We start from the raw sequence: 16,386 nt of genomic DNA, 5'->3' as shown, positions 1-16,386 counted from the left end.
CTGGTGCGCGTGAACGACGACGTGCCCGAGACCGACCCCGGTGGGCTGCCGCTCTCCGGCCGGATGCGCTTCCTGCAGGGTGAACCCGTCACCGAGCCGATGCCGCTCGCCGACAGCCTGCGCCACACGCCGTACCGCGATCCGCGCTCCATGGAGACCCCCGAGCAGGAGGCCACCGTCCGGGGTGCGCTGGAGCTGGCCGTGCGGGTCGGGGAGCTGCTGCTGCGCTGCGGCGCGAGCACCCGTGACGTCGAAGCCGCCGTCGTCGCGGTCAGCGCCGCCGCCGGGTTGCGCCGGCTCGAGGTGGACATCACCAACCAGTCGCTGCTGGTGCAGGCACCGACCCCGAACGGCGTCCCGGTCACCCTGCTGCGCGTCGTCCGGTCCAACAGCCGCGACTTCGCCCGGCTCACCGCGATCCACGGGCTCGTCGAGGAGCTCGTGGAGGGCGGCATCGACGATGTCGCCGCCGCGACCAAGAAGCTGCGCCGTATCCAGCGCAAATCCCGCATCTACCCGCGCTGGATGGTCGCCCTCGGGTATGCCGGTCTGGCCGGCTCGGTCTGCGCCGTGCTCGGTGGCCATGCGATGGCCATCGTCGTGTCGATCGTGTCCGTGCTGCTCGTCGACCGGGTCGGACGCTGGCTGAGCAAGCGCTCGGTGCCGTCCTTCTACACCTCCGCCGCGGGCGGGGCGATCTCGGTCGTGCTGGCCTGGGTGGGTTACCTGATCGGCATACACGGCTGGCTCGGGATGCACATGCCGGCGACGGAGTTCGGGTATGCGATCGCGTCCGGCATCGTGGTGCTGCTGCCCGGACGTGCCATGGCGTCGGCCGTCGAGGACGCGGTCACCGGCTATCCGGTGACCGGTGCCGGGCGGTTGCTCACCGTCTTCCTCACCACGTCCGGCATCATCGCCGGGATCGCCGCCGGTCTGTCACTGACCCTGCGGCTGGACAAGGCGCTCAGCCTCGAACTGACCGCACCGACGGCGCTGAACTTCGCCTCGCAGCCGGCGATCCTGTGGTTGCAGGTGGTCTGCGGTGCGTTCGGTGCGATGTGCAGCGCCGTGTCGGCCCGGGTCCAGCCGCGGCACCTGTTGCCCGCGGGCCTGCTCGGCGCGGTCGGGCTGCTGCTGGCCGGCGGTCTGCCCAGCTCGGTCAGTGTCGGCGGTTTCCACTTCGGGGCGACCACCTCGATCGCGATCGCGTCGATCGTCATCGGGGTCGGTGGGCGGTTCATCGGGTTGCGGCTGGGCGCGCCAGCGCTGGTGCTCGTCGTACCGGCCGTGTCGCCGCTGTTGCCCGGTCTGCGGATCTTCCGCGGCATGTATGACGCCGTCTCCGGCAGCATCGTCGGCGTCTCGGCCTCGGCCCAGGACCAAGCCGTCAGCACGCTGATGGGTGCCGCCGCGGTCGCGTTGGCGATCAGCACCGGGGTGGTCATGGGTGACGTGTTGTCGGCGCCGTTGGACCGGCGGGTGATGCACCGGCGGCGCCGGCGGGCGCGACAGCGCTGACATCGGCGGGTCTCCGTCCGCGGCGCGTGCCCAACCGGCGACGGTCGGGGGTTTGGGACGGGTTTTTCGTCGTATGCCGCGCCCAGCCGGCGACGGTCGGCCCGAAAGCACCAGATCCCGCACCATCAGCCGAAACTACAAGATTGTAATTTTACCTTCGGCATCGGCGTGTCGACTTGTGTTGAGCGTGAAAACCTCTCTCGCATCTTGTGTCACATGCGTCAATCCCGTAACGTGCGGTGGGCTTCGGGGTAGCGAAACCGACCGCAGGAGAGGACAAGACCTTGCCTTACACACCGCGTCACAAATCGGACCGGCCGTCTGTTGCCGGCCGACGCGCCATGGGCGCCGTGATGGCCTCCGCCGCCTCCGTGGGCGCCGGTCTGGCCGGTGCCGGCCAGGCCAAGGCGCAGAGCCCGTGGAACGTCTGGGACCGGGTGGCCACCTGCGAGTCCGGCAACAACTGGGCGATCAACACCGGGAACGGCTTCTACGGCGGCCTGCAGTTCACCAAGTCCACCTGGCTCGCGTTCGGTGGCGGCAAGTACGCCTCGAGCGCGCAGTACGCCACCCGGGACCAGCAGATCTACGTCGCGCAGGCGACCCTGCGGGTGCAGGGGCCCGGTGCCTGGCCGGTCTGCTCCAAGCGCGCCGGCCTGACCCGCGCCAACGGCCTCGCGGTCAAGGTCGACCCGGGCACTCCGAATCCGACACCCACGCCGCCGCCGTCACGCGGCAGCGGCCATCGCGCGCTGGTGCTGGACGGCATCATCGGCCCGCTCACCACCGCGTCGACGCAGCACTGGCTGGGCATCCGCCAAGACGGCGCCAGCCACTTCACGCGCAGCACGATCATCGCGTTGCAGGCCCGGGTCGGTGTCTACCGTGACGGTGTCGTCGGCCCGATCACGACCGCCGCCCTGCAGCGCTACCTCGGGATCAGCCAGGACGGCGCCAGCCACTTCAACCACCGCACGGTGGTCGCGCTGCAGAGCTACCTCAACGCCAAGGGCATGTGACCCCACCGAGCGCGGGCACCCCCGCTCCATGCCGAGAGGCTCAGAAACGCGTCGAGAGGCTCAGATAATTCAGCCCGATCGGGCGAATCATCTGAGCCCCTCGGTGCTTTGGTGAGCCTCTCGGCAGAGGACGTGGTGGTATGACGAGCCGCGTCAGCTGCTGTAGCGGTCGTTCAGCTCGTCCCACAGTGGCTTGTCGACCAGCCGCTGCCGCTCGGCGAAACCGACGACCAGGTTGTCCTCCTCGGTGACCCGGCCGCGGTCGCGCAGCGCGGTGAGGGCGTTCTGCATGCCGAAGACCGCGCCCTGCAGCGCCGCGTTGGCGTAGAGCACGATGCCGTACCCGGCCTCGGCGAGTTCCGGCGCGGACACCATCGGTGTCTTACCGCCGATGACCAGGTTGGCCAGCAGCGGCTGCTCCACCATGCTCGGCAGATCGAGCACCTGCTCGCGGTCGGTCAGCGCCTCGACGAAGAGTATGTCGGCACCGGCCTCCCCGAACGCGCGCGCCCGCTCCACCGCGGCCTCGAACCCGTGCACGGCGGCGGCGTCGGTGCGCGCCATGATCAGCAGGTTGTCGTCGCGACGGGCGTCGACGGCGGCCTTGATCTTGTTCACCGCTTCGTCGGTCGCGATGACCGACTTGCCCTCGAAGTGGCCGCACCGCTTCGGGCTGACCTGGTCCTCGAACTGGATGCAGTCGGCGCCGGCACGCTCCAGCACCCGCACCGTGTGCCGCACGTTGAGCGCGTTGCCGAAGCCGGTGTCGGCGTCGACGAGCAGCGGCAGGTCGACCGTGTCGCGGATGCGCGCGGTGTGGTCGGCGATCTCGGCCAGACCCATGAAGCCCTGGTCCGGCAGACCCAGCGACATGTTCGTCACCCCGGCGCCGGTCACGTATGACGCCCGGAAGCCCAGATCCTGGATGACCTTGGCGGACAACGGGTTGAACGAGCCCGGCACGACGACGCCGGCACGTTCGTCGACGAGCGCTCTCAGCTGCTCCTTGGTGGACGTAGCCATCACTTCGCCTTCGGGCCGAAGTCGTTGTCCACGGTGACGTAGAGGTCGACGTACTCGTGCACCGGGGTCGCGGCGAGACGCGCGTGGTCGAGCGAGATGTCGGCGAGCTCGCGCTGCCGGGCCTCGTCGAAGCGGCGCGCCAGGTTGCGGCGGAACTTCGCCTCCAGCAGAGGCAGCCCCTCCTCGCGGCGGCGCCGGTGCCCGATCGGGTACTCCACCACTTCCTCGTCCAACGACGTGCCGTCGGTGAACTTCACGGTCAGCGCGTTGGCGATGCTGCGCTTCTCCGGGTCGTGGTAGTCCTTGGTGAACTGCGGGTCCTCGACACAGTGGATCTTGGCGCGGAGTATGTCGATCCGCGGATCCGAGGCGACGCTGTCCTCGTAGTCGGCGGCGGTGAGCCGGCCGAAGATCAGCGGCACGGCGACCATGTACTGGATGCAGTGGTCGCGGTCGGCCGGGTTGTTCAGCGGGCCCTGCTTGTCGATGATCCGGATGCACGCCTCGTGGGTGCGGATGGTGATCTCGTCGATGTCGTCGACCGTCTTGCCGGCCGCCGCGATCTTGTCCTTCAGCGTGTGCGCGGCCTCGACCGCGGTCTGGCTGTGGAACTCGGCCGGGTAGCTGATCTTGAACAGGACGTTCTCGGCGACATACGAGCCGTAGGACCGCTGGAAGGTGAACGGCTTGCCGCCGAAGCTCACGTCGTAGAAGCCCCACGTCGGGGCGGTGAGCACCGTCGGGTAGCCCATCTCGCCGACCTTCGCCATCAGCGCGAGCTTGACCGCGCGGCTGCACGCGTCGCCGGCGGCCCAGCTCTTGCGGCTGCCGGTGTTGGGTGCGTGGCGGTAGGTGCGCAGCGACTGGCCGTCGACGAACGCCAGCGACACCGCGGCCAGCGTCTCTTCCCGGCTGAGGCCGAGGAGCGTCGACACGACCGCAGTGCTCGCGACCTTCACCAGGATCACGTGGTCGAGACCCACTGCGTTGAAAGAGTTCTCGAGAGCGATGACGCCCTGGATCTCGTGTGCCTTCACGATGCCCTCGATCACCGCCTGCATGGTCAGCGGCTCCTCGCCGCGAGCCACGCGCTCGCGGGAGATCCAGTCGGCCACGGTCAGGATCGCACCCGAGTTGTCACTCGGGTGCCCCCACTCGGCCGCCAGCCAGGTGTCGTTGAAGTCGAGCCAGCGGACCAGTGCGCCGTTGTCGAACGCCGCCTGCACCGGATCGAGGACGTAGTTGGTGCCGATGACGCGGGCGCCGTTGGGCACCTCCGTGCCCGGCACGATCGGACCGAGCAGCTTTGTCGCTGCGGGGTATTCGAGTGCCTCGAGACCGCAGCCGAGAGCGTCGATCAGGATGTTGCGTGCGGTGTTGAGCGCGAGCTCGGAGTCGATCCGGTAGTCGCGCACGTAGTCGACGATGTCGACCAGCACGTCATCCCAGGCGCGCCCGCCGGTTGCGGATTTGGTTGTGGTGGAATCGGTTTCATTGCTGGACACGGTAGGTCGCCAATCGTTGGGGTGAGCTTACGGGGTGAATTGTTGTACGGATGACGCGAGACGACGACCAGCCCGGACGCGGCGCGCTGCGAGCTTGCGAGCAGAAGCCGCGACCGAGCTGCGAGGAGTCGAGCCAAACAATTCAGCGGTCTGCGAGCGGGATGAACTTCTGGTCCTCCGGGCCGATGTAGTTGGCGCTCGGCCGGATGATCTTGTTGTCGGCGCGCTGCTCCAGCACGTGCGCGGCCCAGCCGGTCGTGCGGGAGATGACGAACAGCGGCGTGAACATGTCGGTCGGCACACCCAGCGCGCGGTAGCTGACCGCGCTGAACCAGTCGAGGTTCGGGAACATCTTCTTGGCGTCCCACATGACGGTCTCGATGCGCTCGGCGATCGCGAAGAGGGTCTCGTCGCCGGTGCCCTCGGTCAGTTCGTTCGCGACCTTCTTGATGATCTTGTTGCGCGGGTCGCCGATCGTGTAGACGGGGTGCCCGAAGCCGATCACGACCTCCTTGCCCGCGACGCGTTCGCGGATGTCCGCCTCGGCCTCGTCCGGGGTGGCGTAGCGCTGCTGGATGGTCAGGGCGACCTCGTTGGCACCACCGTGCTTGGGGCCGCGCAGCGCGCCGATCGCACCGGTGATCGCGGAGTACATGTCGGATCCGGTGCCGGCGATGACGCGGGCGGTGAAGGTGGAGGCGTTGAACTCGTGCTCGGCATACAGGTTGAGCGAGATGTTCATCGCCCGGACCTGCTCGTCGGTCGGCTCCTCGCCGTGCAGCAGGTGCAGGAAGTGGCCGCCGATGGAGTCGTCGTCGGTCTCGACGTCGATGCGCCGGCCGCTGTGGCTCCAGTGGTACCAGTAGAGCAGCATCGAGCCCAGCGAAGCGATCAGCCGGTCGGCGATCTCTCGGGCGTCGGCGGCGTTGTGGTCGTCCTTCTCCGGCAGCGTGCAGCCGAGCACCGAGACGCCGGTGCGCATGACGTCCATCGGGTGGCTGGCGGCGGGCAGCGCCTCCAGGGCCTCGCGGACGGGCAGCGGCAGGGCGCGGGCGGCCTTCAGGCGCTTCTTGTATCCGTCGAGCTGGGCGGCGGTCGGCAGCGTGCCGTGGATGAGCAGGTGGGCGACCTCCTCGAAGCTGCAGTTCTCCGCGAGGTCGTTGATGTCGTAGCCGCGGTAGGACAGGTCGTTGCCGCGCTGACCGACGGTGCACAGTGCGGTGTTGCCGGCCGCCACTCCGGAGAGTGCGACGGACTTCTTCGGCTTCGGCTTCGTGTCGGTGTCTGACATGACGACTCCTTGTCGGTTGATGAGGCTTCCTTCACAAGATAAGCAACACACCGGGGGTGCGGACACCCGCGGGGGTCTGCGAAGTTCGGACAGTTTCCCCACAGATCGTGTAAATGTTGTAAAGATGGGGTGTGGTCTCCGGAGAGTATGCCGGATTCGTCGTCCGGCGCGCCCGGATCGACGCCGGTCTGAGCGGCGCGGCACTGGCTCGCCGTGTCGCGATCTCGGCCAGCTATCTCAGCCAGATCGAGCACAACAACCGCGTGCTGACCCCGCAGTTGCGGTCCCGGATCGCCGAGACGCTGGGCATCGACGGGCAGCAGCTCACCGTGGAGCCGGAGGGGCGCACCGCCGCGGCGCTGGTCGACTCGTTCGCCGAGCACGCCGAATTGCGTGCGCTGTCGGTCGCGGAGGTGCGGCTGGTCGCCGACCAGCTGCCCGGTGTCGCCTCGGCGCTGCTCAGCATGGCCGAGGGTCGACGCAACGACCGGGAACGGGTCACCGCGCTCGAGGTCCGCCTCGGTGCGGACCGCGAGGACCAGCTCGGGCCGCCGATGCCGTACGAAGCGGTGCGTGACTTCTTCTCGGTGCACGCCAACTACTTCGACGCCCTCGACGTGCGCGCGGAGGAGCTGGTCGGCCGGCTCCGCATACGACCTCGGGACCGTTACGACCAGCTGCGAAAACACCTGAGTGCTCAGGGGATCGATGTCGTCGAGGTGCCCAGGTCGCAGATCGGCGGACAGCGCAGGTTCGATCCGGACGCCCAGGTGCTGCGGATCGCCGGCGAACTGCAGCCGGTGCAGAAGGCCTTCCAGATCGTCAGCCAGTTCGCACTCGTCACCGAGTCCGACGCGATCGACCGGATCGTGCGCACCGCGCCGTTCGCCGACCCGGTGACGACCCGGCTGGCTCGGATCGGACTGGCCAACTACTTCGCGGGCGCCGTCCTGCTGCCGTACGGCGACTTCCTGACGGCCGCCCGGCGCGCCCGCTACGACATCGAGGCGCTGGCGGAGGAGTTCGACGTCGGGTTCGAGACCGCTTGTCACCGGCTGAACACGCTGCAACGGCCAGGCGATTCCGGCATACCCTTTGCCTTCGTGCGCGTCGACCGGGCGGGCAACATCTCCAAACGCCAGTCGGCCACACCGTTCCACTTCTCCCGCACCGGGGGCACCTGCCCCCTTTGGACGGTGTATGACGCCTTCAGCCGCCCGGGCCAGGTCCTGCGGCAGATCGCCGAGATGCCCGATGACCGGGCGTATCTCTGGATCGCTCGGACGGTCAGCAGTGGCAGCGCCGGATTCCGTTCTGCGCGCAAGACGTTCGCGGTCGGACTGGGTTGCGACCTCAGCTACGCGTCGCAGACGGTCTACTCGACCGGTCTCGACCTGGAGGACCGGGCGTTCCGGACGCAGATCGGGATGGGGTGCAAGGTGTGCGAGCGTCCCGCATGCCCGCAGCGGGCGTTCCCGTTCGCCGGCCGGACCCTGCAGGTGGACGAGAACCGCGGCCAGCTGTTCCCCTACATGCACGAGTCCGGCGACGACATACACGATTCCGGCGACATACACGAGTCCGGCGACGAGTGACAGCCGCCCACCACCACCGACCGACAGGCTCACTACCGACCGACAGGCTCACCACCGACCGACAGGCTCACCACCGACCGACAGGCTCAGTAATACTCCGTCAAATATGCTCGAAATGCCCGGTTATGTGGGCCTTTCGGTGTTTTGTGGGCCTTTCGGTTGGGGTGTGCTAGCCGATGAACTGGAAGTGGTAGCTCTCCCCGTCGGTGCCGTAGGCGAACGGGTTCTGGAAGCCCCACCGGTAGGCGTTGGCGGACAGCCACTTCTGCCCGGTGCCGCCCCAGCCGAACTCCTCGCCCGGCTTGTCGGTCTCCCGGAAGTCGACGGCGAGGCCGTAGCCGTGGTTGGAGGTGCCCGGGTAGGCGGCGCGAGGGGTGCCGAATTTGTTGTACCAGTACCGCTGTTCGCTGAGGCTGCGATAGGTCAGGTCGATGGCGGCGTAGTGCCCGAACTGCTTCTTGTAGGCCGCTTCCATACCTCTGAGGTAGGGGAGGGCGACGCAGTTGAAGTAGCGCTGGGTGTCCTTGGTGTAACCGGGCGCGAAGGCGTCCGGTGAGTTGTACGGCTTGGGCACGATGCACAGCCCGCTCGTCGGGATCCGGCCGTTGAGCGAGGACGGGTTGGCCGTCGAGGTCTCCACGGTGCCCTCGTGCACGTAGCCGCGGCTGGTGTGGATCCACGGCCCGGTGCCGACGCGGGTGCCGACCACCTTGGCGTGCGGTCCGTACTGGCCCACGATCGTGTAGCGCAGCGCGGGCCCGGAGTGGATCTCGGCCTTCGAACCCGCGGCGCCGGCGTCCGCCATCACGTAACCGGTGATCGCCGAGCAGCCCGGGAAGCCGCCGAGCAGGTCCCAGGTCATCGGGCCGACGATGCCGTCGACCTCGAGTCCCCGCTTGGTCTGGAACGCCTTCACCGCGGCGAGGGTCGCCTTGCCGAAATCGCCGTCCGCGACCAGCCCGCCGAGTCGCTGCTGCAGCGTCCTGACCAGGCTGTGGTGCGAGTCGCCGTACCGCAGGGTCGTGACCTGGCACGTCGTCGCGGCACGCGCGGTGGCGTGCCCGGACGCCGCCCCGATCCCGCTGATGGCGAGGGCGGCGACGCTGACCAGGGCGAGCGACCCGGCCTTCTTCATGAGGGCACCTCGGTTCTACTGGTGTGGCCACTGTGACTGCTGATCCTTTTCACGGTAGGGGAATCCCTGCGCGGTCAGGCGTTTCGGCGACATCGGATGTGTGTCCCGTGGTCAGTGCAAGTGGTGCAGCCACTCGTTGTAGGCACGCAACTGGGCGTCGTCGGTGCGGCTCTCGGACCGGTCGTACTGTTGCGCGGCATGCCGGCTGGATGCCGCCCAGATGACCGCCAGAGCGAGCACGAGGGCGAGATTGGGGATCTCGGTGAAGCCCCACGCGATGCCGCCGCCCACCTGTTGATCGTGCACGGGGTCGAGGTGCCAGGCAGCCGGCGGATCGGCGAAACACCGGGTGAGCAGGGTCGTCATACCCATGACCGTCACGCCGAAGAACGCGTGGAACGGCACCGGGAGGAACGCCTCCAGCAGCCGCACCGCGGGCCGCTGCCGGTGCGGTGACGGGTCGACGCCGAGGATCGGCCAGAAGAGCAGATATCCGGCGAGCACGAAGTGCACGAGCATCGCGTCGTGGCCCAGCCAGTTGCCCATCAGCCAGTCGATCACCGGGGTGAAGTACAGCCCGTACAGCGTGACGATGAACAGCGGGATGGTGAACGCTGGTGCGGTGATCACCGCGGCGAAGCGACTGTTCAGCAGCCGCACCAGATGGCGGTGCGTGCGTGACCTGGCAGGTATGGCGCGCAGCGCCAGCGTCGCCGGACGCCCGAGCAGCAACGGAAGTGGCGTGACCATGCTCAGCGTCATGTGCTGCACCATGTGGACGCTGAACAGCTCCATCCCGTACCCGTTGATCCCGGTGGCGACCATGAACAGGAACGACGTGATGCCGCACGCGAACCAGATGGTGCGACCCACGGGCCACTTGTCTCCGCGCCGGGTGAGTCGTATGACGCCCCACCCGTACAGCGCTGCGGCGACAGCGGACAGCACGACGAGGATCGGCACCGGTTGCGGGTGCCAGGCGAGGTAGCGCGCCCACGACGGCGGCGCCGTCGGCATCCACATCGGACCGGTCACGTCGAACATCGGAGTGTTCGGCGTCCCGGTCATCGCGGACGACCAGGAGCCGAATTGTTCATGTCCGCAACGACTTCAGGACGGTCTGCGCCTGGGCCTCGGTCCACGCGGTCGACGCAGGATGGTCGAGGTCCTTCATGCCGTCGGAACTCATGAACTGCAGCAGCTTCTTCGGCACGCTGCTGCGGGTCGCGTAGGGCGCGCCTTCCAGGACGAACCGTTCGTGGCCGGAGGTGTCGAAGAAGAAGACCTCGTCGGAGTGCTCGACGTCGTAGGTCAGCTTCGCACCGGTACGCCAGTTGCGGGGTGCGGGGCCGGGGTCGTCGGCGACCCGTTTGCGCCATACCCCGAGGTAGTTCCACAGGGCGTTGACGTTCTTGGCGCTGCCGGTCCAGGCCTGCCAGTCGGCCGGGGGGCGGGTGAACAGCTTCCGGTAGGCCTGCAGTTGGGGCTCGGTGTCCCTGGCCGGATCGACCGTCAGCGAGATGAAGACCGGAGCCCTGCCGGAGGCGGGATGTACTTCGGCCCGTGCGGTCTGCACCAGCGTCGCGGTGTCGAGCGGGCAGGTCTCCTGGCACAACGTCATGACGTCGGAGAGCACGACGGAGTGGCCGGTGAGAGCGGCGAGGCTCACCCGCTTGCCGCTGCTGGTTGTGAAGGCGAGGTTGCGGATCCGCTGGGGCACGGCCGAATTCAACGGTGTGCCAATGCTGTCCAGGCTGGAGGAGCTGCTGCCCGCGGGAGTGGACTTCGCGGCGGACGCGCCGGATGCACACCCGGCAAGGCTGAGCACGACGACGGCCCCGATCAGTGCGCTATGCAATCGATGCATTACGCAATGGTCACACGGTCGCCTGAATCAATGCTGAACCAAGGACTGATGCAGAGTGCAACAGTTGCCCTATGCTGTGCGGCATGCCTGATGTCGTCAAGACCGTGTCGGAGTCGATCGTCGCCGAGCTCGCGGACGACGATGCCGCCAGCATGCTGGCCGGGCAGGCCGACATCGTGGACGCGGTGCTCGCCGCCAACCGGGTGTTCGTGGCCGTCGCCGCGGGCGCGCTCGCGAACCTCGAGCCAGAGGTCACACTGCCGCAGTTCCGGGCGCTGGTGCTCATCGACATCCACGATGCGATGACGGTCGCCCAGCTCGCGGAGGCGCTCGGTGTGGTGCCGTCGACGGCGACCCGCATGTGCGACCGGCTGGTCGCCAAGGACCTGGTGGACCGGACCGTCGACAGCGCCAACCGGCGCCAGATGACCCTGACGCTACGTCCGGAGGGACACGCGCTGATCGAGCAGAGCACCCGGCAGCGCACCCGGGAGATCAATCGGCTGCTCAAGAGCATCCCGCCGCAGGCGCAGGCCGACCTGGCTCAGGGGCTGGGGTTGCTGGTGCAGGCCGCCCACGGCAGTGACCGCACCCGCGCGTCGCGCCGACTGCATCCGACCGGCGCCGGACAGGGCATGCGATGACAATCGTCCAGACGCAGTTGCGCTCCGCCGGCGCGGCTGCCGGCGGTTGGGTCCGGCGCAGCGGCTACCTGCAGAAATGGGTCGTGCTCGGCGTCGTCATCGGCATCATCGCCGGGCTCGGGGCGGTCGCCTTCTACGTCGCACTGCAGACCGCGGGCCACCTGTTGCTGGAGGATCTCGGCGGGTATGTCGTGCCGACCGCCGCGGCGGAGGGCGGCGCGCAGGGATCGGGCCACTACACGAGGTGGTGGGCCGTCCCCCTGGTGGTCGCCTTCGGTGGTCTGGTGTCCGGGCTGCTGGTGACGAAGCTCGCTCCGGAGGCCGAGGGCCACGGCACCGATGCGGCCATCGACGCGGTCCACCGCAACCCGCGGATGATCCGGGCGCGAGCGGTCGTCGTCAAGATGATCACCTCGGCCATCACGATCGGGTCGGGTGGCTCGGGCGGTCGTGAGGGACCGACCGCGCAGATCTCCGCGGGCTTCGGCTCGCTGCTCGCGCGCACCCTCGACCTCAACGCCGAGGACGGCCGCATCGCCGTCTCGGTCGGTATCGGCTCCGGCATCGGCGCCATCTTCGGTGCCCCGCTGGGCGGCGCGGTGCTCGCGGCCGACATCGTTTACAAGGACGACTTCGAGGTCGAAGCGCTCGTGCCCGGACTGGTGACCTCCATTGTCGCGTACACGGTCTTCGGCCTGGCAGAAGGCTTTTCGCCGATGTTCGGGTATGCCGCCGCCGGGTACCGGTTCGACCAGCCGGTGCAGCTCGTCTGGTTCGCGGTCATCGGCGTCGTAGCGGGCCTGGTCGGGCTGACCTACAGCACGACGTTCTACGGCATCGCCGACTTCATCAAGCGGCTGCCGGGCAACGGCATCGTCAAGCCCGCCGCAGGTGGCCTCCTGGTCGGGCTGCTGGCGCTGGCGATCCCGCAGGTGCTGGGCACCGGTTACGGCTGGGTGCAGATCTCCCTGACCCGGGACGGGCTGCTCGGCATACCCCTGTGGACCATCCTGCTGCTGCCGTTCGCCCGGATCCTCGCAACGGCACTGTCCATCGGATCCGGCGGATCCGGCGGCATTTTCGGGCCCGGCATGGTCATCGGCGGTTTCACCGGAGCCGCGGTGTGGCGGGTGCTGGAGATGTTCGCGCCGGGTGTGCCGCACAGCCCGGCACCGTTCGTGATCGTCGGGATGATGGCCTGCTTCGGCAGCATCGCCCGCGCGCCGCTGGCGATCATGCTGATGGTCGCGGAGATGACCGGCAACCTCACGATCCTCGCGCCCGCGATGGTCGCGGTCGGGATCGCCTATCTGATCGTGCGCCACTTCGACAAGACGATCTACCGCTCGCAACTGGCGAACCGGGACGAGGCGGTGGCCGCTCGGCTCAAACTGGGTCTGCCGCTGCTCGGCAGGGTGCCCGTGACCGATGCGATGGCGGCGCCGCGGCTGGCCCTGCACGAGACCGACCGGTTGACCGACGCAGTGGATCAGCTGTCGGCACAAGGGATTCCGGGTGCGCCCGTCGTCGACGGGCACAGCAGGTTCCTCGGCACCGTCACCCTCGCAGACCTGGTCGCGCACGTCGAGAAGGACTCGGACGCCACGTTGCGTCGTCGGGTCGATGCGGCGGCTCCGTCAGTGGACGCCACGGTCACGTTGGATCAGGCGATCGACGCGCTGCCGGCCACGGTGCACTGGCTGACGGTGCTCGACGACGAGCGGCACGTGCTCGGCATCGTCGCGTTCAGTGACATCGTGCGGGCCTACCACCGGGCGCTGCGCGTGGATGCCCGTCGGATGTCGCGCATCGCGTCGAGCGCGGGCATCCAGGACGTGCAGGTCGGTCCGCGCTCACCGCTGGTCGGGCACCGGCTGGACGAGCAGGTGCTGCCGGACGGCGTCATCGTCGTGGCGGTGCGCCGCGGCGACGCGATGTTGCTGGGGCTCGGTGCGGTGCACCTCGAGGTCGGCGACCAGGTGACGGTTCTGGCACGTCCGGACCGCCAGGACGTCATCCGTGACCTCTTCGACGGCGATGCCGTCACCGCGCAGCGGACCACTGCCGCCAACCCCGGTGCGCATTGACGGCGGTCAGGACAGCCAGCCCTCGACGGTGTCCGCCGCGGTCGGTTCCCAGCCGAGCATGAGGTGGTTGTCGCTCGCGATCAGCCGGGTGCCGGCGAGATCACCGATGCCCGCACCGTCCAGGCAGGAGGCCTCGAAGACCACACCGTCGCTCGGGCCGCGTGTCTCGTTGTAGAAGTCGGGGATCGTCGGCGCGCCGCCGCACAGCAGGTACGTCGGCACGTCCGCCGGCGTCGGTGACTGCTGGAGCTCCTCGACCAGCGAGCCGTGGTCGATGGCGTACTGGATGCCCTTGCTCGTGCTCACGTACCCGGTGCCGCCGTAGTAGGTCGTGTACCAGTCCTGCTGGGTGGTGTCGACGCCGTATGGCGTGTCCCAGCGTGCCAGCATCTGACGCTGCCCCGTGTAGTACGAGCCGTTCACCGACAGGTCGGGCTCGGCGTACATGCGGAAGTAGCACATGTAGGACTGGCTCGGCGAGGGACTGTTCACCGCTCCGCCGCACTCCGGGTAGATGGCCATGTTGCTGGTGGCGCCGTGTCCGAAGACGTAGTCGAGCCCGCCGTTCGGCCCACCGATCAGCACCAGTTTCGAGACGTCGTGCTGATAGTCGCGGCCCCAGCTCGGGCGCACGCCCGCGACATACATGCGGGCGGCGAAGGCACCCTTGCTCCATGCCAGGAGATCCGCGGAGGCGGCGCCTGTCTCGTCCCGCACGCGCTGCAGCGCATCGCCGATGGTCTGTGCCCACTCGTAGTTGTCGCCTTGCATGTTGGCGAAATTCACTGCGAACACACGGTATCCGGCGTTGGCGAGCTGCTGCATCAGACCCGTGCTGGGACAGGAGCTGACGCCACAGGTGCCGGATCCGTCGGCGCCCGGGTCGGCATACGCCCGGTCCACGTTGTCGTCCACGCCGGCGACCAGCAGTACGGCCGGCCCGGTGTTCGTCTGCCAGCCCGGTGCCCGGTAGAGCAGGAACTGGGAGCCGGGCGGGCGAGCGGAACCGAACAGCGTGGCAACCTCGCCGGTCTGGTCCTGCCGGCCGTCGGGCAGGTACCGGGCCGCCGGCCACGACGGGTCGTTGTCGCGCCACAGCTGCGCGCTGTCCCAGCCGTGCCCCGGATGGCTCGTCGTGCTCACCAGGCTGAGGTCGCCGGGTGAGGAGGTGGCCGATGGAGTCGCCGCCACCGAAGACGTCATCGGTGACACGAGAGCGATGGCCGTGGCGAGGGCCGTGCCGGACACGATCAGCCAGCGCCGGAGCGCCCGGGGAGAGCGGAACATCGACGAATCCTCTCCATAAACATGACAGGTGATTCAGAAGAAAGTATCGTTCCGCATCAGCACGGTCAAGAAGCCCGGCAGTTCCGCCGAAGCCCTTGACATCGGGCGTGAATCACCGGAATCTGAAACCTGGATCAGTTCTCAGGTTTACCTCAAGAGATGGAGCGGGCTGGTTATGGGCGCAACGAAACTGACGGTGCGGCGCGGCACCCTGATGGTGGCCGTCGCCGCCACCGCGATGGCGATGGCGGCGTGCGGCGGCAGCAGCAGCGGCGGCACCGGCGGAAGCAGCGGCGGAGGCTCCGACGGGAGCCCGGTCAAGGTCGGCATGATCTACTCGCAGACCGGTGTGCTCGCCGAGTACGGCGCCGAGTACCGCGCCGGCTTCGAGGCCGGCCTGAAGTACGTGACCAAGGGCACCGGAAAGGTCAACGGTCACAAGATCGACGTGACCTGGAAGGACGACGCCGGCGACCCGGAGAAGGCCAGTAGCAACTTCACCACGTTGGTCGGTGACGGCTACAAGATCATCGCTGGTTCGACAGACTCCGGTGTTGCGAGCCAGCTTGCGCCGTTGGCCGAGCAGAACAAGGTGCTGTTCATCTCGGGCCCGGCCGCCATCGACTCGATCACCGGTGCCAACAAGTACACCTTCCGGTCCGGCCGGCAGACCTATCAGGACGTCAAGACCGCAGCGGCCATGGTCGGTGGTGACATCAAGGGCAAGACGGTGACCGTGCTCGCCCAGGACTACGCCTTCGGCACCGCCAATGTCGCCGCGGTCAAGGCGGTGCTCGGCGCGGAAGGGGCCAAGGTCAACAGCGTGCTGGCTCCGCTGTCCGCCAAGGACTTCACGCCGTACGCGGCCAAGGTCAAGCAGGCCAAACCGGATCTGCTCTTCGTCGCCTGGGCGGGCAACACGACCCAGACGATGTGGCAAACCCTCGACCAGCAGGGCGTTTTCGGCATGACCAAGGTCGTCACCGGGCTGGGCAACGTCGCGTCGTACGGCGCCTACGGCGCGGCCGCGACCAAGGTCGACTTCCTGTCCTACTACTTCCCAGGTGCACCGAAGAACGCGGTCAACACCGCCATGATCAACAACCTCAAGGCGGCCGGCAAGACGCCCGATCTGTTCAGCCCGGACGGATTCGTCGCGGCACAGATGATCGCGCAGGCGGTCACCAAGGGCGACCCGGGCAACACCGACTCGATGGTGTCCGCGCTCGACGGCTGGTCCTTCCAGGCGCCCAAGGGCAAGGAGACGATCCGCAAGGGGGACCACGCGATGATCCAGCCGGAGTATGTCGCCCATCTGGTCAAGAACGGCAGCAGCTACACACCGAAGCTGGTCAAGACCGTGCCCGCCTCCGAGCTGGCACCGCCGGCGGGTTACGGCAAGAGCTGAGCGC

The 16,386-nt window shown here is 68.2% G+C and carries 13 protein-coding genes; 6 read left to right on the top strand and 7 right to left on the bottom strand.

Going from position 1 to position 16,386, the window contains the following annotated elements; genetic code table 11:
- Nucleotides 1-9: 9 nt before the first annotated feature.
- Nucleotides 10-1,521, top strand: a complete 1,512-nt coding sequence (locus tag FHU39_RS13665; protein WP_183321169.1) for a threonine/serine exporter family protein — start codon at nucleotides 10-12, stop codon at nucleotides 1,519-1,521.
- Between the two features lie 341 nt (nucleotides 1,522-1,862).
- Nucleotides 1,863-2,540: a transglycosylase family protein gene (locus FHU39_RS24725; RefSeq protein ID WP_183321168.1), complete on the top strand. Its 678-nt coding sequence runs from the start codon at nucleotides 1,863-1,865 to the stop codon at nucleotides 2,538-2,540.
- A gap of 153 nt (nucleotides 2,541-2,693) precedes the next feature.
- On the opposite strand, the gene FHU39_RS13655 is transcribed toward FHU39_RS24725, so the two are convergent.
- From FHU39_RS13655 to prpC, 3 genes are all read right to left on the bottom strand, one after another.
- Complete coding sequence (locus tag FHU39_RS13655; RefSeq protein ID WP_183321167.1) at nucleotides 2,694-3,563, bottom strand: isocitrate lyase/PEP mutase family protein; 870 nt, start codon at nucleotides 3,561-3,563, stop codon at nucleotides 2,694-2,696.
- Nucleotides 3,563-5,068: a bifunctional 2-methylcitrate dehydratase/aconitate hydratase gene (locus FHU39_RS13650; RefSeq protein ID WP_183321166.1), complete on the bottom strand. Its 1,506-nt coding sequence runs from the start codon at nucleotides 5,066-5,068 to the stop codon at nucleotides 3,563-3,565. Before FHU39_RS13650 ends, FHU39_RS13655 begins: the two co-directional genes overlap by 1 nt.
- 142 nt (nucleotides 5,069-5,210) lie before the next feature.
- Nucleotides 5,211-6,359, bottom strand: coding sequence for a bifunctional 2-methylcitrate synthase/citrate synthase (prpC, locus tag FHU39_RS13645; RefSeq protein ID WP_183321165.1), 1,149 nt, complete (start codon nucleotides 6,357-6,359; stop codon nucleotides 5,211-5,213).
- 131 nt (nucleotides 6,360-6,490) lie between these two features.
- Between prpC and FHU39_RS13640 the strand changes: the two genes are divergently transcribed.
- A complete protein-coding gene (locus FHU39_RS13640) occupies nucleotides 6,491-7,954 on the top strand; it encodes a short-chain fatty acyl-CoA regulator family protein (protein WP_183321164.1) in 1,464 nt (487 codons plus the stop codon).
- Nucleotides 7,955-8,123: 169 nt separating this feature from the next.
- Here FHU39_RS13640 and FHU39_RS13635 read toward each other — a convergent pair whose 3' ends face one another.
- From FHU39_RS13635 to FHU39_RS13625, 3 genes are all read right to left on the bottom strand, one after another.
- Entirely contained in the window at nucleotides 8,124-9,089 is a 966-nt protein-coding gene (locus tag FHU39_RS13635) for a peptidoglycan-binding protein (RefSeq protein ID WP_183321163.1), read from the bottom strand.
- A gap of 111 nt (nucleotides 9,090-9,200) precedes the next feature.
- Nucleotides 9,201-10,157 (bottom strand): cytochrome c oxidase assembly protein, encoded by a 957-nt coding sequence (locus FHU39_RS13630; protein WP_221185531.1) that lies wholly within the window; start codon nucleotides 10,155-10,157, stop codon nucleotides 9,201-9,203.
- Between the two features lie 25 nt (nucleotides 10,158-10,182).
- Nucleotides 10,183-10,956 (bottom strand): SCO family protein, encoded by a 774-nt coding sequence (locus FHU39_RS13625; protein WP_183321162.1) that lies wholly within the window; start codon nucleotides 10,954-10,956, stop codon nucleotides 10,183-10,185.
- 83 nt (nucleotides 10,957-11,039) lie between these two features.
- Here FHU39_RS13625 and FHU39_RS13620 point away from each other — a divergent pair, with 83 nt between their 5' ends.
- Entirely contained in the window at nucleotides 11,040-11,600 is a 561-nt protein-coding gene (locus FHU39_RS13620; RefSeq protein ID WP_183321161.1) for a MarR family winged helix-turn-helix transcriptional regulator, read from the top strand.
- Nucleotides 11,597-13,687: a chloride channel protein gene (locus FHU39_RS13615; protein ID WP_183321160.1), complete on the top strand. Its 2,091-nt coding sequence runs from the start codon at nucleotides 11,597-11,599 to the stop codon at nucleotides 13,685-13,687. Before FHU39_RS13620 ends, FHU39_RS13615 begins: the two co-directional genes overlap by 4 nt.
- Nucleotides 13,688-13,693: 6 nt before the next feature.
- Here FHU39_RS13615 and FHU39_RS13610 read toward each other — a convergent pair whose 3' ends face one another.
- Nucleotides 13,694-14,974, bottom strand: a complete 1,281-nt coding sequence (locus FHU39_RS13610; RefSeq protein WP_183321159.1) for an esterase/lipase family protein — start codon at nucleotides 14,972-14,974, stop codon at nucleotides 13,694-13,696.
- 175 nt (nucleotides 14,975-15,149) lie between these two features.
- On the opposite strand from FHU39_RS13610, the gene FHU39_RS13605 reads away from it, so the two are divergent.
- On the top strand, nucleotides 15,150-16,382 hold the full coding sequence (locus tag FHU39_RS13605) for a substrate-binding domain-containing protein (RefSeq protein ID WP_183321158.1): 1,233 nt from the start codon (nucleotides 15,150-15,152) through the stop codon (nucleotides 16,380-16,382).
- Nucleotides 16,383-16,386 lie beyond the last annotated feature (4 nt).

Source organism: Flexivirga oryzae, from assembly GCF_014190805.1.
Taxonomy (GTDB): Bacteria; Actinomycetota; Actinomycetes; order Actinomycetales; family Dermatophilaceae; genus Flexivirga; species Flexivirga oryzae.
This window is presented reverse-complemented; position numbering and strand designations above follow the sequence as displayed.

Bases quoted from the DNA above. Each gene is read 5' to 3' on its own strand.
- FHU39_RS24725 (WP_183321168.1), top strand. From the start codon at position 1,863: ATGGGCGCCGTGATGGCCTCCGCCGCCTCCGTGGGCGCCGGTCTGGCC.
- FHU39_RS13655 (WP_183321167.1), bottom strand. From the start codon at position 3,563: ATGGCTACGTCCACCAAGGAGCAGCTGAGAGCGCTCGTCGACGAACGT.
- prpC (WP_183321165.1), bottom strand. From the start codon at position 6,359: ATGTCAGACACCGACACGAAGCCGAAGCCGAAGAAGTCCGTCGCACTC.
- FHU39_RS13635 (WP_183321163.1), bottom strand. From the start codon at position 9,089: ATGAAGAAGGCCGGGTCGCTCGCCCTGGTCAGCGTCGCCGCCCTCGCC.
- FHU39_RS13630 (WP_221185531.1), bottom strand. From the start codon at position 10,157: ATGACCGGGACGCCGAACACTCCGATGTTCGACGTGACCGGTCCGATG.
- FHU39_RS13625 (WP_183321162.1), bottom strand. From the start codon at position 10,956: ATGCATCGATTGCATAGCGCACTGATCGGGGCCGTCGTCGTGCTCAGC.
- FHU39_RS13620 (WP_183321161.1), top strand. From the start codon at position 11,040: ATGCCTGATGTCGTCAAGACCGTGTCGGAGTCGATCGTCGCCGAGCTC.
- FHU39_RS13615 (WP_183321160.1), top strand. From the start codon at position 11,597: ATGACAATCGTCCAGACGCAGTTGCGCTCCGCCGGCGCGGCTGCCGGC.
- FHU39_RS13610 (WP_183321159.1), bottom strand. From the start codon at position 14,974: ATGTTCCGCTCTCCCCGGGCGCTCCGGCGCTGGCTGATCGTGTCCGGC.
- FHU39_RS13605 (WP_183321158.1), top strand. From the start codon at position 15,150: ATGGGCGCAACGAAACTGACGGTGCGGCGCGGCACCCTGATGGTGGCC.